The sequence below is a fragment of the Streptomyces sp. C36 genome (genome assembly GCF_040932295.1).
Lineage (GTDB): Bacteria > Actinomycetota > Actinomycetes > Streptomycetales > Streptomycetaceae > Streptomyces > Streptomyces triculaminicus.
Map to the genome: position 1 here is coordinate 87112 of NZ_JBFQGI010000005.1, position 19058 is coordinate 106169.

The 19058-nt window shown below is 73.7% G+C and carries 17 protein-coding genes; 12 read left to right on the forward strand and 5 right to left on the reverse strand.

What is annotated here, in order from left to right; translation table 11 throughout:
* The first annotated feature begins 15 nt into the window (after window positions 1–15).
* From AB4K12_RS16770 to nudC, 3 genes are all read left to right on the forward strand, one after another.
* On the forward strand, window positions 16–3297 hold the full coding sequence (locus AB4K12_RS16770) for a UvrD-helicase domain-containing protein (RefSeq protein WP_368434957.1): 3282 nt from the start codon (window positions 16–18) through the stop codon (window positions 3295–3297).
* A gap of 68 nt (window positions 3298–3365) precedes the next feature.
* Window positions 3366–4766: a dipeptidase gene (locus AB4K12_RS16775; RefSeq protein ID WP_368434958.1), complete on the forward strand. Its 1401-nt coding sequence runs from the start codon at window positions 3366–3368 to the stop codon at window positions 4764–4766.
* A gap of 85 nt (window positions 4767–4851) precedes the next feature.
* A complete protein-coding gene (gene nudC / locus AB4K12_RS16780) occupies window positions 4852–5781 on the forward strand; it encodes an NAD(+) diphosphatase (RefSeq protein WP_362251654.1) in 930 nt (309 codons plus the stop codon).
* Between the two features lie 7 nt (window positions 5782–5788).
* On the opposite strand, the gene AB4K12_RS16785 is transcribed toward nudC, so the two are convergent.
* Window positions 5789–6031, reverse strand: a complete 243-nt coding sequence (locus tag AB4K12_RS16785; protein WP_368434959.1) for a mycoredoxin — start codon at window positions 6029–6031, stop codon at window positions 5789–5791.
* Between the two features lie 161 nt (window positions 6032–6192).
* On the opposite strand from AB4K12_RS16785, the gene AB4K12_RS16790 reads away from it, so the two are divergent.
* From AB4K12_RS16790 to AB4K12_RS16810, 5 genes are all read left to right on the forward strand, one after another.
* Window positions 6193–8409, forward strand: a complete 2217-nt coding sequence (locus AB4K12_RS16790) for an ATP-dependent DNA helicase UvrD2 (protein WP_368434960.1) — start codon at window positions 6193–6195, stop codon at window positions 8407–8409.
* A gap of 152 nt (window positions 8410–8561) precedes the next feature.
* On the forward strand, window positions 8562–8855 hold the full coding sequence (locus AB4K12_RS16795) for a hypothetical protein (RefSeq protein WP_368434961.1): 294 nt from the start codon (window positions 8562–8564) through the stop codon (window positions 8853–8855).
* Between the two features lie 130 nt (window positions 8856–8985).
* On the forward strand, window positions 8986–9357 hold the full coding sequence (locus AB4K12_RS16800; RefSeq protein ID WP_086574142.1) for a WhiB family transcriptional regulator: 372 nt from the start codon (window positions 8986–8988) through the stop codon (window positions 9355–9357).
* Window positions 9354–9671: a hypothetical protein gene (locus tag AB4K12_RS16805; protein ID WP_086574129.1), complete on the forward strand. Its 318-nt coding sequence runs from the start codon at window positions 9354–9356 to the stop codon at window positions 9669–9671. Before AB4K12_RS16800 ends, AB4K12_RS16805 begins: the two co-directional genes overlap by 4 nt.
* A gap of 122 nt (window positions 9672–9793) precedes the next feature.
* Window positions 9794–9985 (forward strand): hypothetical protein, encoded by a 192-nt coding sequence (locus tag AB4K12_RS16810; RefSeq protein ID WP_362252163.1) that lies wholly within the window; start codon window positions 9794–9796, stop codon window positions 9983–9985.
* Window positions 9986–10051: 66 nt separating this feature from the next.
* Here AB4K12_RS16810 and AB4K12_RS16815 read toward each other — a convergent pair whose 3' ends face one another.
* Entirely contained in the window at window positions 10052–11416 is a 1365-nt protein-coding gene (locus AB4K12_RS16815) for an AarF/ABC1/UbiB kinase family protein (protein ID WP_362251646.1), read from the reverse strand.
* Window positions 11417–11466: 50 nt separating this feature from the next.
* Window positions 11467–12588, reverse strand: coding sequence for a TOMM precursor leader peptide-binding protein (locus tag AB4K12_RS16820; protein ID WP_368435268.1), 1122 nt, complete (start codon window positions 12586–12588; stop codon window positions 11467–11469).
* A gap of 338 nt (window positions 12589–12926) precedes the next feature.
* Between AB4K12_RS16820 and AB4K12_RS16825 the strand changes: the two genes are divergently transcribed.
* The 4 genes from AB4K12_RS16825 to AB4K12_RS16840 all read left to right on the forward strand — a co-directional run bounded on the left by AB4K12_RS16825 (window position 12927) and on the right by AB4K12_RS16840 (window position 16857).
* Window positions 12927–13523, forward strand: coding sequence for a M48 family metallopeptidase (locus AB4K12_RS16825; RefSeq protein ID WP_368434962.1), 597 nt, complete (start codon window positions 12927–12929; stop codon window positions 13521–13523).
* Between the two features lie 94 nt (window positions 13524–13617).
* On the forward strand, window positions 13618–15387 hold the full coding sequence (locus tag AB4K12_RS16830) for a TerD family protein (RefSeq protein ID WP_368434963.1): 1770 nt from the start codon (window positions 13618–13620) through the stop codon (window positions 15385–15387).
* Between the two features lie 11 nt (window positions 15388–15398).
* Entirely contained in the window at window positions 15399–16082 is a 684-nt protein-coding gene (locus AB4K12_RS16835; RefSeq protein WP_368434964.1) for an AIM24 family protein, read from the forward strand.
* A 16-nt stretch (window positions 16083–16098) separates the two neighbouring features.
* Window positions 16099–16857: an AIM24 family protein gene (locus AB4K12_RS16840; protein WP_368434965.1), complete on the forward strand. Its 759-nt coding sequence runs from the start codon at window positions 16099–16101 to the stop codon at window positions 16855–16857.
* A gap of 84 nt (window positions 16858–16941) precedes the next feature.
* Here the strand turns inward: AB4K12_RS16840 and AB4K12_RS16845 are convergent, their stop codons facing one another.
* Window positions 16942–17463, reverse strand: coding sequence for an NUDIX hydrolase (locus AB4K12_RS16845; protein ID WP_362251628.1), 522 nt, complete (start codon window positions 17461–17463; stop codon window positions 16942–16944).
* Window positions 17460–18920, reverse strand: coding sequence for a zinc-dependent metalloprotease (locus AB4K12_RS16850; RefSeq protein WP_368434966.1), 1461 nt, complete (start codon window positions 18918–18920; stop codon window positions 17460–17462). The genes AB4K12_RS16845 and AB4K12_RS16850 overlap by 4 nt, the downstream gene beginning before the upstream one ends.
* Between the last annotated feature and the right edge of the window lie 138 nt (window positions 18921–19058).

A 19058-nucleotide genomic window follows, 5' to 3' on the forward strand; every position in this document is an offset into this window, starting at 1 on the left:
GCTAGCGTTTTCGGTGTGACCCCGCGCCTGACCGACCCCGAGCAGCTCAAGGAGCTCCTCGGCATCCCCTTCACCCCGGAGCAGACGGCCTGCATCACCGCGCCGCTCGCCCCGCAGGTCATCGTGGCCGGCGCCGGGTCCGGCAAGACCACCGTCATGGCCGCGCGCGTGGTCTGGCTCGTCGGCACCGGACAGGTCGCCCCCGAGCAGGTCCTCGGCCTGACCTTCACCAACAAGGCGGCCGGCGAGCTGGCCGAGCGCGTGCGCCGGGCCCTGGGGGAGGCCGGCATCGCCCCCGGCGAGCCGCAGGACGACGCCGCCGAGGGCGGCGAGCCCCAGATCTCCACCTACCACGCCTTCGCCGGCCGCCTGCTGAAGGAACACGGCCTGCGCATCGGCCTCGAGCCCACCGCCCGCCTCCTCGCCGACGCCACCCGCTTCCAGCTCGCCGCCCGCGTCCTGGCCGCCTCCCCGGGCCCGCACCCCGCGCTCACCCGCTCCTTCGCCGACCTGGTCGCCGACCTCCTCGCCCTCGACGGCGAGCTGTCCGAGCACCTCGTCACCCCCTCCCGGCTGCGCGCCCACGACCGTGAGCTGCTGACCGCCCTCGAAGGCGCCCGGCTCACCAACGCCGACCTGCGCAAGGTGCCCGACGCCGCCCGGGCCCGCCTGGAGCTGCTCGGCCTGGTCGAGGCGTACCGCCGCGAGAAGAACCGCCGCGACCTCCTCGACTTCGGCGACCAGATCGCCCTGTGCGCCGAGCTCGCCCGCACCCGCCCCGAGGTCGGCCGCATCCTCCGCGAGCAGTTCGCGGTCGTCCTCCTCGACGAGTACCAGGACACCTCGGTCGCCCAGCGCATCCTCCTGGCCGGCCTCTTCGGCGGCGGCACGGGCCACGCGGTGACCGCCGTCGGCGACCCCTGCCAGGCCATCTACGGCTGGCGCGGCGCGTCCGTGGCCAACCTCGACGACTTCCCCGCCCACTTCCCCCACGCCGACGGCCGCCCGGCCCGCCGCCACACCCTCAGCGAGAACCGCCGCAGCGGCGGCCGCCTCCTCGACCTCGCCAACGCCCTCGCCGCCCCCCTGCGCGAGCGCCACGCGGGCGTGGAGGCCCTGCGCCCCGCCCCGGGCGCCGAGCGCGACGGCGTGGTGCGCTGCGCCCTGCTGCCCACGCACGCCGAGGAGCTGGACTGGCTCGCGGACCGCCTCGCCCACCTGGTGCGCACCGGCACGCGCCCGGGCGACATCGCCGTCCTGTGCCGCACGGCCACGGACTTCGCCGAGATCCAGGCCGCCCTGGTCCGGCGCGAGCTGCCCGTCGAGGTCGTGGGCCTGTCCGGGCTGCTCCACCTCCCCGAGATCGCCGACCTGGTGGCGGTCTGCGAGGTCCTCCACGACCCCACCGCCAACGCCTCCCTGGTCCGCCTCCTGACCGGCCCCCGCTGGCGGATCGGCCCCCGCGACCTGGCCCTGCTGGGCCGCCGCGCCCGCACGCTGGTGCCCTACGCCGGCGCCGGCACGGACCCCGAGCGCCGCCTGGCCGAGGCGGTCGAGGGCGTGGACCCCGCCGAGGTGATCTCCCTGGCCGACGCCCTCGACACGTTCCTCGCCGCCGACGCCCCGGACGACGGCCTGCCCTTCTCGCCCGAGGCCCGGGTCCGCTTCGCCCGCCTGGCGGCCGAGCTGCGCGACCTCAGGCGCGCCCTGCCCGACCCCCTGATGGACGTGCTGCACCGCGTCCTGGCCACCACGGGCCTCGAGGTCGAGCTGGAGGCCTCCCCGCAGGCCCTGGCGGCCCGCCGCCGGGAGACCCTCAAGCAGTTCCTCGACATCGCCGCGGGGTTCGCGGCCCTGGACGGCGAGACGACGCTCCCGGCGTTCCTGGGCTTCCTGCGCACGGCGGCGCAGTACGAGAAGGGCCTGGACAGCTCGCTCCCCGGCGGCGACAACACCGTCAAGATCCTCACGGCGCACAAGTCGAAGGGCCTCGAGTGGGACGTCGTGGCCGTCCCCGGCCTGGTGGCGGACAGATTCCCGAGCACCAAGGGCGCCGACTCCTGGACCGCCCACGCCAAGGTCCTCCCGCACGTCCTGCGCGGCGACGCGGAGACCCTGCCCGGCGTGGAGACGTGGGACGGCAAGGGCCTGAAGGCGTATCAGCAGGCGATGAAGGACCACAAGGCCACCGAAGAGCTGCGCCTCGGGTACGTGACCTTCACCCGCCCCCGTTCCCTCCTGCTCGCCTCCGGCCACTGGTGGGGCCCCGCGCAGAAGAGGAAGCGCGGCCCCTCCGACTTCCTGGAGCGCCTGCGCGCGCACTGCGAGGCCGGCCACGGCGAGATCGACGCCTGGGCCCCCGTCCCGGGGGAGGACGAGACGAACCCGGCCCTGGAGGAGTCGGCGAAGGACCACGTCTGGCCGCTGCCCCTGGACCGGGCCGCCCTGGCCCGCCGCCGGGCGGCGGCGGACGCGGTGCTGGCCCGCCTGAACGACGACCGCGGGCCGGACGCGGCGAACGAGCCGGCGGACGAGCGGGCGGGCGAACCGGGAAAGGCTTCCCCCGTCCCGCCCCTCACCCCGGAGGAGGCCCGCGCCGTCGCCTCCTGGGACCGCGACCTCACCGCCCTGGCGGGCGAGCTCCGGCGCGCCCGCACCACGGTGCGCGACATCGTCGTACCCCCCGCCCTGAGCGCCTCCCAGCTGGTCCGCCTGGCCGCCGACCCGGACGGGTTCGCCCGCGACCTGGCCCGCCCCATGCCCCGCCCCCCGCAGCCCGCGGCCCGCAGGGGCACCCGCTTCCACGCCTGGGTGGAGTCCCGCTTCGAGGCCCTCCCCCTTCCCCTCCTGGGCCCCGACGAGCTCCCCGGCGGCCCCGAGGACGACCCGGAGATCGCCGACGAGCGCGACCTGGCCGCGCTGAAGGAGGCCTTCGAGCGCACCCCGTACGCCCGCCGCACGCCGTACCGCGTGGAGGTCCCCTTCCAGCTCACCCTCGCCGGCCGCATCGTCCGCGGCCGCATCGACGCGGTCTACAGGACCGGCACCGCCGGCGCGGAGACCTACGAGATCGTCGACTGGAAGACCAACCGGGCCCACGACGCCGACCCCCTCCAGCTGGCGGTCTACCGCCTGGCCTGGGCCGAGCGGCACGGCCTGCCGGTGTCCTCCGTCACGGCGGCGTTCGTCTACGTCCGCGACGGCGAGACGGTCCACCCGCCCGGTCTGCCGGACAGGGCCGGGCTGGAGCGCGTCCTCCTCGGCGACGGCGCCGCCCTCCCGGAGGAGACGGTGTGACCCCCGCGGGTGGCGGTGTGACGAAACCCGGTCCCGGTCACACCGCGTGTACGGATAGGCTCGATGTCATGAGCAACACCCCGGACAGCGCCGTCCGCACGTACATCGACGCCCATCGCGCCGCCTTCCTCGACGACCTCGCCGAGTGGCTGCGCATCCCGTCCGTGTCGGCCGACCCGGCCCGTGCGGGGGACGTGCGGCGCAGTGCGGAGTGGCTCGCGGCGAAGCTCGAGGAGACGGGCTTCCCGACGGCCGAGGTCTGGGAGACGGACGGCGCCCCGGCGGTCTTCGCCGAGTGGCCCTCCGGCGACGAGAACGCCCCCACCGTCCTGGTCTACGGCCACCACGACGTCCAGCCGGCCGCCCGCGAGGACGGCTGGCACACCGACCCGTTCGAGCCCACGACGGTCGACGGCAGGCTCTACGCGCGCGGCGCCGCCGACGACAAGGGCCAGGTGCTCTTCCACACCCTGGGCGTGCGGGCCCACCTCGCGGCCACCGGCCGCACCGCCCCCGCCGTCAACCTCAAGCTCCTGATCGAGGGCGAGGAGGAGTCCGGCTCGCCGAGCTTCCCCGCCCTGATCAAGGCCCGCGCCGACCGCCTGGCCTGCGACGCCGTGATCGTCTCGGACACCGGCATGTGGTCCGAGGACACCCCGACGGTCTGCACGGGCATGCGCGGCCTCACCGACTGCCAGATCGACCTCCACGGCCCGGACCAGGACATCCACTCCGGCTCGTTCGGCGGCGCCGTGCCCAACCCCGCGCTCGAGGCGGCGCGCCTGGCCGCCGCGCTGCACGACGAGAACCGCCGCGTCGCCGTCCCCGGCTTCTACGACGGCATCGTCGAGCTGACCGACGCCGAGCGCGAGCTCTTCGCGGAACTCCCGTTCGACGAGGAGCGCTGGCTGCGCACGGCCCACTCGCACGGCGCGCTCGGCGAGGACGGCTACAGCACGCTCGAGCGGATCTGGGCCCGCCCGACGGCCGAGGTCAACGGCCTGGGCGGCGGCTACCAAGGCCCCGGCGGCAAGACGATCGTGCCCTCGTCCGCCCAGCTCAAGCTCTCCTTCCGGCTCGTCGCCGGCCAGGACGCGGACCGCATCCAGCAGGACGTCCGCGACTGGGTGGCGGCCCGCCTGCCGGAGGGCATCCGGCACGAGGTGACGTTCTGGGGCGCGACCCGCCCCTGCCTCACCCCCCTCGACCACCCGTACCTGCGCTCGGTCGTGCGGGCCATGGGCCGCGCCTTCGGGCAGAAGATCCGCTTCACGCGCGAGGGCGGCTCCGGCCCCGCCGCCGACCTGCAGGACGTCCTCGGCGTCCCGGTGCTGTTCCTGGGCATCTCGGTGCCCTCGGACGGCTGGCACGCGCCGAACGAGAAGGTCGAGCTGGACCTGCTCATGAAGGGCGTGGAGACCGCCGCGTACCTGTGGGGCGACCTCGCCGGGAACGCTCCCGCCCGCTAGCACGCGAAGTACGCGCCGGCGGGCCCGCGTGCGCGCCGGCAGGCAGAGGCAAGACACCATTCCGTAGGGGGAGTTGGAAGCAGCCGTGACCACCTGGACCGAATACGCGGCCGAACGGCCGATCACGCTCAGCGGTGCGAGCGGCATCGACCGCGCCGCGCACCACCGCCTCGACGAGGCCTGGCTCTCCGCGGCGTGGAGCCACCCCTCGACGCGGGTCTTCGTGGTCTCCGGCGGTCAGGCGCTGATCGACGACACCCCCGACGGCCGCACCGAGCTGGTGATGACGCCCGCGTTCGAGGCGCCCGTCACCGAGACCCACCGCTACTTCCTCGGCGAGGACGAGGACGGCGTCGCGTACTTCGCCCTGCAGAAGGACGCCCTGCCCGGCCGCATGGACCAGTCGGCGCGCCCGGCGGGCCTGCGCGAGGCGGGCCTGCTGCTGTCCCCGCGCGACGCGGGCCTGCTCGTGCACGCCGTCGCCCTGGAGAACTGGCAGCGGCTGCACCGCTTCTGCTCGCGCTGCGGCGAGCGCACGGTCATCGCGGCGGCGGGCCACATCCGCCGCTGCCCGGCCTGCGGCGCCGAGCACTACCCCCGCACCGACCCGGCCGTGATCATGCTGGTGACGGACGACCGGGACCGCGCGCTGCTGGGCCGCCAGATGCACTGGCCGGAGGGCCGCTTCTCGACGCTCGCGGGCTTCGTGGAGCCGGGCGAGTCCATCGAGCAGGCGGTGCGCCGCGAGGTGGCCGAGGAGGCGGGCGTGACCGTCGGCGACGTGGAGTACGTCGCCAGTCAGCCCTGGCCCTTCCCGTCCAGCCTGATGCTGGGCTTCATGGCACGCGCCACGTCCGCGGACATCCAGGTGGACGGCGAGGAGATCCACGAGGCGCGCTGGTTCTCGCGCGACGAGCTGCGGGCCGCGTTCAAGACCGGGGAGGTCCTGCCTCCCACCGGCATCTCGATCGCGGCCCGCCTGATCGAACTCTGGTACGGCGAACCCCTGCCGTAGCGGGAGCTCAGACCCCGATCTTGGCCTTCACCTGGGCCAGCGAGGGGTTGGTGAGCGTGGAGCCGTCCGAGAAGAGAACGGTGGGAACCGTCTGGTTTCCACCGTTCGCCTTCTCCACGAAGGCCGCCGAGTCGGCGTCGAGCTCGATGTTGACCTCGTTGTACGTGATGCCCTCGCGGTCCATCTGGCTCTTCAGACGGCGGCAGTAGCCGCACCACGTCGTGCTGTACATCGTCACGCTGCTCGACATGCGACCCGCGCTCCTTTTCCTGGCTTTTGCTCGGTGTAATTCCGGAAGGAGAACACGCGGCCCCCCTGCCGTCATTCCCACCGGTCGTATCAGTACGACAATACGGGCCCGGCTGTGGACGACATTCCCGGTCGCCTCCGCGAACCTGGCAGCATGGCGGGGTGACAGCAGCAACGCACTCCACCCTCTTCCCCCAGGTGCCGGCCTCCGCCGACGCGGTGCTCGACGGGCTCGACCCCGAGCAGCGCGAAGTGGCCACGGCACTGAGCGGGCCGGTGTGCGTGCTGGCCGGCGCCGGTACGGGCAAGACGCGCGCGATCACCCACCGTATCGCCTACGGCGTGCGGTCCGGGGTGCTGCAGCCCGCGAGCGTGCTCGCGGTCACCTTCACCAACCGGGCGGCCGGCGAGATGCGCGGCCGGCTGCGCCAGCTCGGCGCGGGCGGCGTCCAGGCCCGTACGTTCCACTCGGCGGCCCTGCGCCAGCTGCAGTATTTCTGGCCCAAGGCCGTCGGCGGGGACATGCCCCGGCTGCTGGAGCGCAAGGTGCAGGTCGTCGCGGAGGCGGCGGCCCGCTGCCGCGTCCGCCTCGACCGCAACGAGCTGCGCGACGTGACCGGCGAGATCGAGTGGGCGAAGGTCACCCAGACCGTCCCGGAGGACTATCCGGCCGCCGCCGCCAAGTGCGGCCGGGAGGCCCCGCGCGACCCCGCCGAGATCGCCCGGGTCTACGGCATGTACGAACAGCTCAAGCGCGAGCGCGGCACGATCGACTTCGAGGACGTCCTGCTGCTGACGGTCGGCGTCCTCCAGGACCGGCACGACATCGCCGAGACCGTGCGCCGCCAGTACCAGCACTTCGTGGTCGACGAGTACCAGGACGTCAGCCCCCTGCAGCAGCGGCTGCTCGAGCTGTGGCTGGGCGACCGGGACACGCTGTGCGTCGTCGGCGACGCCAGCCAGACGATCTACTCCTTCACCGGCGCCACCCCCGACCACCTCCTCAACTTCCGCGTCCGCCATCCGAACGCCACGGTCGTCAAGCTCGTCCGGGACTACCGCTCCACCCCCCAGGTGGTGCACCTGGCCAACGGCCTGCTCTCCGCCGCCCGCGGCCGGGCCGCCGAGAGCAGGCTGGAGCTGATCTCCCAGCGCGACGCGGGCCCCGAGCCGGTCTTCGTCGAGTACGCCGACGAGCCCGCCGAGGCCGAGGGCACCGCCCGGCGCGTCAAGGACCTCATCGCCTCCGGCGTGCCCGCCAGCGAGATCGCGATCCTCTACCGCATCAACGCCCAGTCCGAGGTCTACGAGCAGGCCCTCGCCGACGTCGGCGTGCCCTACCAGCTGCGCGGCGCCGAGCGGTTCTTCGAGCGGCCCGAGGTGCGCGAGGCCGGGCTGCTGCTGCGCGGCGCCGCCCGCGCCGGCCACCACTCCGACCCCCAGCTGGCCGGCGCCGAGGACGTGCCGGCCCAGGTGCGGGCCGTGCTCAGCACCCGGGGCTGGACGCCGGAGCCGCCGGCGGGTTCGGGTGCGGTGCGGGACCGCTGGGAGTCGCTGGCGGCCCTGGTGCGGCTGGCCGAGGACTTCGCGCGGGCCCGTCCCCAGGCCACGCTCTCCGACCTCGTCGCGGAGCTGGACGAGCGGGCGAGCGCCCAGCACGCGCCGACCGTCGAGGGTGTGACGCTGGCCTCACTGCACGCGGCCAAGGGTCTGGAGTGGGACGCCGTCTTCCTGGTCGGTCTGGCCGAGGGCATGATGCCGATCACCTACGCCAAGACCGACGAGCAGGTGGAGGAGGAGCGCAGGCTCCTCTATGTCGGCGTCACCCGCGCCAGGGCGCACCTCTCCCTGACCTGGGCGCTGTCCCGCACCCCCGGCGGCCGCCCCTCCCGCCGGCCCACGCGCTTCCTGAACGGGCTGCGGCCGGGCTCGGCGGCCCCCCGCCCCGGCGGGCTCTCCTCCGGTGCCGGCCCGGGCGGCCGGGGCGGCGTCGAGCGCGGCGCTGGCCGGGCGCGGCGGGGTCCGGTGCGCTGCAGGGTCTGCGGGCGGACCCTGACCGACGCCGGTGAGATCAAGCTCATGCGGTGCGAGGACTGCCCCTCGGAGCTGGACGAGGCGCTCTACGAACGCCTGCGCGACTGGCGGGCCGAGCAGGCCCGGATCCTGGGCCAGCCCGCCTTCTGCGTCTTCACCGACAAGACCCTGCTCGCGATCGCCGAGGCCGTACCGGGAACCGAACCGGAGCTGGCGAGCATCTCTGGAGTCGGAGGACGCAAGCTCGGCAGGTTCGGAGCCGACGTCCTCGCCCTGTGCGCAGGCGACGAGCCGGCCTCGGAAGACGTGTCCCAGGACACGTCCGAAGAATCTCCGGAAAAATAGTTTGCGCGCGCGGACGGCATACCCATAGCCTTCCGAGCAGGGAGACGACGGCTCTGCGGTACTACCGGGATTCGTTGGATCCGTGCTGTACTGAACCGAAGACCAGGACCGGTTTCGACCGGTCCCCGAGACGCCGAAGGGAGGCGGAGAAAATGATCAGCTTTATCGCTCGCAACAAAATGACCGATCGCCAGATCGGCTCCGCCGCCATGCTCGGCTCCTCCCTCGGCATGTTCCAGGGCACCGGTCTGTCCGGCGCCGCTCCGGCCCTGCTGGAACAGCGACCGACCAGGGCGTCCGAGGTAAAGGCAGCAGCGGTGGCACAGGCCCAGGCCTATGTCGTCGTCGCCGCGGCCAATGGCGCCGGATCCCCGAACGCACCGCAGCACCACCTTCCCAAGACGTGGGCCTTCCGTGGGCTCGAACCCTGGAGAGATCCAGCCTGATCGCGATCAGGTCGGCACCTTCCAGGGCCGCGGAACCCACACCGGGATCCGCGGCCCTTTTGTTTGCCCCCAAGCCCGGGGAAAACCAGCCCGGCCACCAGCCGGAACAACAGACGAGGAAATGGACACCGTGCAACTCAAGGCGCACACCCCGTCAGTAGCGACCGACCTGATCCCGCCGCCTGTCCCCACGGAGGACACCTTGACCCCCCTCACCTCACTGACCACCCTCACCGACCTCGACGACGCCATCGAGAACCTGGGTGGCTCGGTGCCCTGCCGCAGCTATGACCCCGAGGTCTTCTTCGCCGAGTCCCCGGCCGACGTGGAGTACGCCAAGTCGCTCTGCCAGACCTGCCCGCTGGTCGCGGCCTGCCTGGCCGGTGCCAAGGACCGCCGCGAGCCCTGGGGCGTCTGGGGCGGCGAGCTCTTCGTCCAGGGCGTGGTCGTGGCCCGCAAGCGTCCGCGTGGTCGCCCGCGCAAGAACCCGGTCACCGCATGAGCACCGCCGGCACCATCGACCGCCCCACGACGTACGACCCCACGAAGCAGGACCCGATCATGCGGCACCCGTCCGAGCCATTCGGCTCCCACGCCCCCCGTCACACCTCCGCGATCGAGTCGCGGCAGAACAGGAACCTCGAAATGCAACTCATCCCAGAAGCCATGGCCCGGGCCCATATGCAAGATCGACTGCGCGAGGCGGAGTCCCAACGGACCGCCCTGCGGCTGGTCGCCGCCCGCCGCATGCAGCGCCGCGCCGAGCGCGCCTCGCTGCGGGCCCGCCGAGCCCTGGCCATGGCCGTCATGCAGTGAACCGCCCCGGGGCCGGTCCGAACGGACCGGCCCCGCGCCGCGTTCGGGTGCGTCATCCGCACCCGGCCCGCTCCCGGGGATATCGTCTGGGAGTGGACCGGAAGACGCATAAGCCAGTGCAGTTGAACCCTGAGGCCACCGAGACCCCCGAGCCCGTCGCCTGCGCTCGTTGCGGCACCGAGGCCCCCGGGGGCACGCCGCCCCCGACCTGGATCTGCTCCGTCGAGAACGGCAGCCGCCGGTACTTCTGCGACGACTGCTCCCGCGCCAACCTCAGATCGATCGAGGGCAGACTCGACTCGTCCTGGTGGTGAGCGGGCCCGGTGGTGAGCGGGCCTGGTGGTGAGGGAGCCCGGTGGTGAACGGGCGCCCCGGCGCCGTCAGGCGGGGGTGTCCTGACTCCGGCTCTCCGCCGCGAACCCGGGCACCCAGGCCTCCATCTCCTCCCGCAGCCGCACCGTGGCACCCAGCTGGCACAGCACCCCTATGGTGCTCATCGTCACCCGGTGGATCAGCAGATACGCCGGAGGAAGGTTGAGCTGCCGGGCCAGCTGGTACGCGGGGGAGCGGGGGTCGGCGATCCGCGTCGCCTGGGCGCGCATCCAGTCCCGGGTGAAGGTGAACTCCGCCACCTGCGCCGGCTCGATGATCGGCAGCAGATAGTCCAGCACCGCCCCCGGGTCGAGCTCGATCTCCGGCTTGACGAAGCCCTCATCGCGCAGCAGTTCGTGGACCGCGTCCGCCTCGCCGTCCAGCGTGAGCCGCAGCGCAGTCCCGATCTCCACGGGCAGCCCCTGCGGCAGCCGGTCGACGGTGCCGAAGTCCAGCACCCCCAGGCGCCACTTCTCCGGCGGCCCGTCGGGGGCGTCCCCGGTCAGCAGGCGGAAGTTGCCAGGGTGCGGGTCCGCGTGCAGCAGCCCCGTACGGGCCGCGCCGGAGAAGAGGAAGCGCGCCAGCAACTGCCCGGCCCGGTCCCGCTGCTCCTGTGTGCCGTTCGTGATCACCTCGGACAGCGGCACCCCTTCCAGCCACTCCGTCACCAGCACCTGATCGCTCTGGTGCACCACGTCCGGCACGGTCACATCGCCGTCGCCGGCGAACTCCCGTGCGTGCGCCGCCTGGGCCCGCGCCTCCAGCTCGTAGTCCAGCTCCTCCGACACCCGGTCGCGCAGCTCGGTGATCAGCGGCTTGATGTCCATCCCGGGCACCAGCGGCCCCAGCAGCTTGGCGAACCGCCCCAGCTGCGTCAGATCGGAGAGCAACGCCTCACCGGCCCCCGGATACTGGACCTTGACCGCGACCTCGCGCCCGTCGTGCCAGACCGCCCGGTGGACCTGTCCGATCGACGCCGCGGCCGCCGGCCGGTCCTCGAACTCCTCGAACAGCTCCCGCCAGTCCGGCCCCAGCCGCTGGGCGAGCGCCGCGTGCACCGACTTCGTCGGCATCGGCGGCGCGGCCTCCTGAAGCTTCGTCAGCGCCGCCCGGTAGGGGCCGGCGACCTGCTCGGGCAGGGCCGACTCGAAGACGGACAGCGCCTGACCGAGCTTCATGGCGCCGCCCTTGAGCTGGCCGAGGGTCGCGAAGAGCTGCTCGGCGGTGCGCTGCTGCAGCTCCGCGGCGATGATCTCCGCCGGCCGTCCGCCGATGCGCTTCCCCAGCCCGAGCGCCGTGCGCCCCGCGAAGCCCAAGGGCAGCGCGGCCAACTTGACGGTACGGGTGACCGCCTTGCGGGGTAGATCAGACATGCGCCCCTCCAACTAGCTGAACAGCCACGCCGCGGACGGCGGTTACCGGGTCATTGTCCCGTGCGGGACCGCGCGGACCCGGCGTTCTCCGGTCGCCCGGAGTCCGCCGCGCCGCACGGGCACCGCGGATGCGGCTCCACGGGCCGGGGGGACCAGGAGGGCCCCGGCAGGGCCAGCTCCAGCCGTTCCCCCGCGCCCGACGTGGACCCACCGTCGAGAAAGGCCAGCGCCCTCGCCACGGTCAGCCCCGCCACGACCGTGGCCAGTGCCATGTCGCAAGACGGTACCCCCGGGCCGCGGCCGGATCGCCACTGGGCGAGCATCCGGGGCCACGCCGGATCCCGCTCGGCCCGCTCCAGCTCGAGGCAGCCCGCGCACGCCGACTCCCCGGGCAGCACCAGCGGCCCCACCACGCCCGTGGCTTCCAGGACGCCCGCGTACAGGTGGGGAGTCCCACAGGAGACGAGCTCCTGGGCCGCCGCGACGTCCGGCGCGTAGGCCGCGAGGCCGTCGCGGGGCGCGAACACCACCAGGGCCGGCGGGGAGCCGTCGTCGCCCGTCCCGCCGGCTCTCGCCCTCGGGCGGGGCAGCGGCGCGGCCTGACGCACCGCCTGCCGGGCCGCGGCGTCCCGCCGCTCGCCGGTCCGCTCGGCCGCCACGCCGCCGGGCGCCACGTCCCAGGGCTCGACCCGGCCCCCGTCCAGCACGTCGACCCGCCCCACCCCCGAGGCCGCCAGCAGCGCCGCGACGGCCGCCCCCACCCGCCCGGCGCCCCGCACCCGGACCCGTACGGCCTGCCGCGCCGCCATCAGCCGCATCGCGGCACCCGGCTCCGGGTGGAGCACCGACAGCGAGGCCAGGTCCGGCCGCAGCCGCTCCAGCGAACCGCCCCGGGCGCGCAGCGCGGCCGCCGCCTCCCCGCCCGTACGCGGATCGTCGAGCAGCCCGGCCACCGCCAGCCGCCGCACCAGCGCGTCCGCCCGGCCTTCCGGCAGGCCGAAGCCGGTGGCCTCCTCGCGGAGCAGGGGCATTCCGCGCGTCCCGTCGAGCAGGCCCAGGAAGCTGCCCGTCGCGGTGTCCACCGGCCCCAGGAGCACCGCGTGCGCGGGAGCGGCGCCGAACTGCACCATGTCGCGGTTGCGCCAGGCCCGGCGCAGCGCGGGCTTGACCATCGGATGCGCGGAGTCGGGGATCGTCGGCTCGGCCGGGACCGCGGGCTCCGCCGGCCGTGCGGTGTGCGGGGCGCGGACGGGCTGTGCGGCGCGGACAGGCTGTGCGGTGCGTACGTGCGGTGAGGTGCGTACGGGCTGCGTCGGCATGTGTCCCCCTCGGTCGTCCTCGGTCGTCCCCTCGGTCGGCCTTCAGCATGCCCGTCCCGCCCGGTCCCCGCGTGACGTTATCCACAGATGCGGGGTGATTGTCGTACAAGCCTGCGCCGAAGTCGGCGTTTCCCCGACAAGCGACCCGAGGGGCGGGACTTCCCGCACCGCCAGCGGGTAACGTCGGGGCCGTGCCCGTCGATCCTCTGCACAGTGCCGCACGCCCACCGCGCAGTGCCCCGAGCCCGCTCGCGGGAGGGCAGGAGACCGGCGCGGTCGAGATCCGGCGGAGCACGCGCCGTCGCAGAACGGTCTCCGCCTACCGCGAGGGCGACCGGACCGTCGTCCTCATCCCGGCCCGGATGTCGGACGCGGAGGAGAAGCGCTGGGTCCGGGTGATGCTCGACAAGCTCGCGGCGCAGGAGAGCCGCCGCATGCTCGGCGACGGCGAGCTGGCCGAGCGGGCCCGCCGCCTCTCGGAGCAGTATCTGGGCGGCCGGGCGCGCCCCGCCTCGGTCCGCTGGGTCACCAACCAGAACACCCGCTGGGGCTCGTGCACCCCCGCAGAGGGCAGCATCCGCCTCTCGCACCGCCTGCAGGGCATGCCTGAGTACGTCGTGGACTACGTATTGCTGCACGAGCTGGCGCATCTGCTGGTGCCCGGTCACGGGCCGGAGTTCTGGCGGCTGCTGGAGTCGTACCCGCGCACCGAGCGGGCCCGGGGCTACCTGGAGGGAGTGGTGGCCGCGGACCGGCTGCCCCACCTCCCGGCGGCCCGGAGCGAGTGAGCGGACCTCCCCGGAGGCACTCCCCACGGTCCCCAGCCGTTAGCCTGGCGCAACGCATTTCACCGCAGGTTCGGATGGGGGACGGTCGTCACGCATGTCCAGGGAATTCCAGCGCGGCCACAAGGCCAAGATCACTGACCTGACGGCCGGGACGGATCTGTACGTGGGTGTGCAGATCGGCGGCCCCGGCCTGAGCTTCGACATCAGCTGCTTCGGTCTGGACGCCCGGGAGCGGCTCTCCGACGACCGGTACTTCGTCTTCTTCAACCAGCCGCAGTCGCCGGAAGGCGCCATTCAGCAGCTCGGGGCGCAGGCCGGGGACACGGACTCCTTCCGAGTGACCCTCGACCGGATCCCGGCGCACATCCAGCGGCTCAGCTTCACGGCCACGCTCGACGGCGCCGGGCAGATGTCGCAGGCCGGCCCGGGCTACCTCCGCGTCGTCGCGGGTGGCGTCGAGGTGGCCCGCTACTCCTTCACCGGCGCGGAGTTCAGCACCGAGCGCGCGGTGATGCTCGGCGACTTCTACCTCAAGGACGTCTGGCGGTTCGCCGCCGTGGGCCAGGGCTTCGACGGCGGCCTGGAGGCGCTGCTGAAGCACTTCGGCGGCGAGGTGATGGAAGAGGAGGCGCCCCCGGCGCCCGACCAGGGCGCGGCCCCCGTCTTCGCGCCCCCGCAACAGGCGAGCGCGCCCCCGTCCTTCGCGCCCCCCGCCGGATCCCAGCCCGCCCAGGCGCCGGCGGCCCCGCCCGCCCACCAGGCTCCGGCTCCGCCGCCGGCCCAGGGCTTCCCGCCCCCGCCCGGCAGCACCCCGCCCCCGGTGGCCCCGGCCGCGCCCCAGGTGCACGCGGCCGCCACCATGGCGGCGCCCATCGCGCCCCCCGGCTACTTCTCCGGCGGCCAGACGCCGCCCGGCGGTGTGGCCTCGCCGGGCGGTGTCGTCCCGCCCCCGCCCGGCCCGCCCGGTGTTCCGGGCCGGCCCGGCGTTCCCGGGCAGCCCGCCGCGTACGCCCAGCCCGGCGCGCCCACCCAGGCCTTCCCGGCCCAGCAGCCCTACGGCCAGCCCGCCGTGCCCGCCCAGCCCTACCCGGCGCAGCAGCCCCACCAGGCCCAGCAGCCCCACCAGGCTCCGTACGGCGCGCCGGCGCCCGGCATGCCCCCGCACGGAGCCGTCGCCCCCGTCGCCCCCGTCGCACCCGCCGTGCCCGGCGTCCAGGCGGCGTTCGAGCGGTACCGCGAGGCCCCCAACGGGCAGCGCTGGACCCTGCAGAACCCCAAGCTCGTCCGCGTCGACCTCGGGGCCGACCCGCAGCCGGTCCTCGCCCGGCAGGGCAGCATGGTCCTCTACCAGGGCAAGGTCGAGTTCGGCTACAAGGGCGCCGGCTTCATGGGCCGCATCGTCGGCAACGCCACCGGCCAGGAGATGCAGCTGATGCGCTGCACCGGCCGCGGCCAGGTCTTCCTCGCCGACGACTCCTCGCACGTGCACCCCATCCAGCTGGAGAACGACGCGATCTGCGTCTCCGCCGACGCGGTGCTCGCCTTCGACGAGTCGCTCCACCACGAGGTCCGCCGCATCGAGGGCCACGGCATCCCCGGCGGCGCGCTGTTCACCATGCAGTTCCACGGCACGGGCACCGTCGTCGTCAAGACGCACGGCACCCCCGTGGTGCTGCCGGTCACCCCGACCACCTTCGCCGACAGCAACGCCATCGTCGCCTGGTCCGCCGCGTCCCAGGTGATCGTCTCCAGCCAGGTGCGGCTGCGCCGCAACTCCTACCCGGGCCACAGCGGAGAGGCCGTGAACCTCCAGTTCCGCGGCGCGCCCGGCAACTTCATCGTCGTCCAGCCCTACGAGGTCTGAGGGAGCCCGTCATGGACCAGTCACTGATCGCGGGCCACGCCCCGACCCCGCCCGCCGCCCGCATGGAGAACCACGGCAGCAGCATGCTCAAGGTGGCCATGCAAAGCGGCCACGACCTGTTCGCCCGCACCGGTTCGATGGTCGCCTACGAGGGATTCATCCAGTACGAGCCGAACGCCCCCGCCATCCGCCAGATGGCCTCCCAGTGGCTCACCGGCGAGGGCGCCCCGCTGATGAAGTGCAGCGGCGACGGGCTGCTCTACCTCGCCGACTACGGCGCCGACGTCGTCTGCCTCAACCTCAACGGCGAATCGGTCTCCGTCAACGGCACCAACCTGCTGGCCTTCGACGCGCACCTGCAGTGGGGCGTGGAGCGGGTCAAGGGCATGGCCAAGTTCGCCGGGCAGGGCCTGTTCAACGTCGTGGTGAGCGGCAGCGGCTGGGTCGCGCTGACGTCCCGCGGCACGCCCATCGTCGTGGACTGCGGCGCCGGCGAGGACGAGACCTATGTGGACCCCGACGCGCTCGTCGCCTGGTCCACCAACCTGCGGATGAAGGGGAAGCGCAGCTTCAAGGCTTCCTCGATGATCGGCCGCGGCAGCGGCGAGGCCTACCAACTGGGTTTCTCGGGCCAGGGATTCGTGGTCGTACAGCCCAGCGAGGACAGCACCGACCGGCTCCGGGCCCGGGGCTGAGGGGGACGAGGAGACCATGCAGAGCCCGCTTTTCGGCTACACCGAGGCCCAGACGCAGGACCGCTACGCCCTGCAGAACCCCCAGATGCTGCGCGTCGCCCTCACCGGCCACGACGACGTCCTCGCCCGCAAGGGCTCGATGGTGGCCTACCAGGGCCTGATCGAGTTCGACGGCGAGTACCGCACGCACGGCCAGCACAACGCCCAGATGCACACCGGTGAGGGCCTGGACCTGATGCGCTGCTCCGGGCAGGGCACCGTCTACCTCGCCAACCTCGCCCAGCACGTCCACGTCGTGGACGTGGACCACGAGGGCCTGACCGTCGACAGCTCCTACGTCCTGGCGCTGGACTCGACCCTGCACTGGGACGCGGTCGCGGTGGACAGCCAGTTCGGGATCTCCGGCACCGGCGCGTACCAGCTCAACATCAGCGGGCGCGGCAAGGTCGCGCTGATGACCTCCGGGCAGCCGCTGGTGCTCCAGGTCACGCCGGAGAAGTACGCGTTCGCCGACGCGGACGCCGTCGTCGCCTGGTCGTCGTCGCTGCGCGTGCAGATGCAGGCGCAGACGTCCTCCTCGGGCGTGTGGCGGCGCCGCGGCGGAACGGGCGAGGGCTGGGAGCTCAGCTTCCTCGGCCAGGGGTACGCGCTCGTGCAGCCCAGCGAGATGCTGCCGCCGCAGGGCGCGCAGATCGGTCAGGGCGCCCTGGCGCAGTACGGCCTCGGCCAGCACGGCGCCCGCGGCCAGAACCAGGGCAACATCTGGTCCAACTGAACCGCTGAGGGGATGTACGGGTAAGGGGCGGCCACCATGGTGGCCGCCCCTTACCCGTGCCGTTCTTCCGGCGTCCCGCGCCGCCTACAGGCGGGCGAGCGTCCGCTGCACCAGCCGGGCGACCGACTCGTCGGCGACGTCGGCCACCTCGGCGTACGGGAACCAGCGCAGGTCCAGCGACTCGTCGCTGATGGCCTCCACCGCCCCGTCCGGCACCAGCGCGGCGTACTGCACGTCCAGGTGCCAGTTGCAGGGCGCCGGGATCGGGTGCCGGTCCAGCCGCACCGGGCCGCCCGGCAGCAGCGTCAGGCCGGCGATCCCGGACTCCTCGGTGGCCTCCCGCAGGGCGGCCGCCTCGAGCGTCGCGTCACCGGGCTCGCAGTGGCCGCCCATCTGCAGCCACATCCGCAGCTTGCGGTGCAGGGTGAGCAGGACCCGGCCCTGCGCGGGGTCGATCACCAGCGCGCTCGCCGTCACGTGTCCGGCCTCACACGGCTTCCACATGCCGTCCGGGTGGGCGGCCAAGTGGTCCAGGTAGAGCCCGCGCAGCTCCGGCTGGTCCTCGTACTCCTTCAGGACGAGGACCGCGTTCTCGTGGAGGCTCACTTCTTGTCGTCGCCTTCGCCGGATTCGTCCGAAGTGCCCTGCTCGGTGCCCTTCGTGTCGTCCGCGCCCTTCGCCCCCTCGGCACCCTTCGTGCCCTGGGAGCCCTTCGCCGCCTCGCCCAGCATCTTGTCGAGCTCGGAGAAGTCCAGCTGCTCGCGGTGGACGAAGCCGTCCGGGTCGTCCAGGTCGGCGGCCGTCGGCAGCATGTCCGGGTGCTCCCAGAGGCCGTCGCGGCCGTCCATGCCCCGGGCGTCCGTCAGCGAGGCCCACAGCCGGGAGGCGTCCCGCAGGCGGCGGGGACGCAGCTCGAGCCCGATCAGCGTGGCGAACGTCTGCTCGGCCGGACCGCCCGAGGCGCGGCGCCGGCGCAGCGTCTCGCGCAGGGCGCCGGCCGACGGCAGGTGCGGCGCGGCGGCCGCGTGCACGACGGCGTCCACCCAGCCCTCGACGAGCGCCAGGGCCGTCTCCAGGCGGGCCAGGGCGGCCTTCTGCTCCGGAGTGTCCTCCGGCTGGAACATGCCCTGCTGCAGTGCGTCCTGCAGCTGCTCGGGGTGCGTGGGGTCGAGCTGGCCGACCACGTCCTCCAGCTTGGCGGTGTCGACCTTGATGCCGCGGGCGTAGCCCTCGACGGCGCCGAACAGGTGCGAGCGCAGCCACGGCACGTGCGCGAAGAGCCGCTGGTGGGCGGCCTCGCGCAGGGCCAGGTACAGCCGCACCTCGTCCTGCGGGACGCCCAGGCCGGAGCCGAACGTCTCGATGTTCACCGGCAACAGCGCGGCCTTGCCGGCCGGGCCCAGCGGCAGGCCGATGTCGGTGGAACCGACCACCTCGCCCGCCAGCACGCCCACGGCCTGGCCGATCTGGGTGCCGAACATCGCGCCGCCCATGCTGCGCATCATGCCGAGCAGCGGGCCCGCCATGGCCTGCATCTCCTCGGGCAGCACGCCGCCCATGGCCGCCCCGACGCGCTCGGCGACCGGGTCGACGAGGTCCTTCCACACGGGCAGGGTCGCCTCGACCCACTCCGCGCGGCTCCAGGCCACGGCCGTGCCGGAGCCCGAGGGCAGCGACGTGACGCCGTCCAGCCACAGGTCGGCCAGGCGCACGGCCTCCTCGACCGCCGACCGCTCGCCGGCGGTGACGCTGGCGTCCTTCGTGCCGTCGGCGGTGCCCTGCGCGACGGTCTGGCGGGCGATCTGCTGGGCCATCTCCCAGTTCACCGGGCCGCCCTCGTAGGAGAGCATCTGCCCGAGCTGCTGGAAGGCGGCGCCGAGGTCGCCCGGGTTCATGGACCCGAACATCGCGGCGAAGGGGTTGTCCCCACCGCCGGCGGGCCCGCCGAACCCGAACGGATTCGCAGGCCCCTGGCCGCCCTGGCCGCCGCCCTTCTTCTTGCCGTCGTCGCCGTTCTCCGGCTCCTCCGGCGGAAGGCCGAATCCGAATGGGGTGTCACTCACGGGTTTCCTCGGCTCGTAGGGCCGCCGGCGTGGACCGGCGGCGAATGCCCGACAACACCACCAAGCGTAGACACCTCGCCGCTATCCGGGCTTGGTGCTCCACGCGCCCGGGGCCTGCGGCAGGATGGACGTCACCTG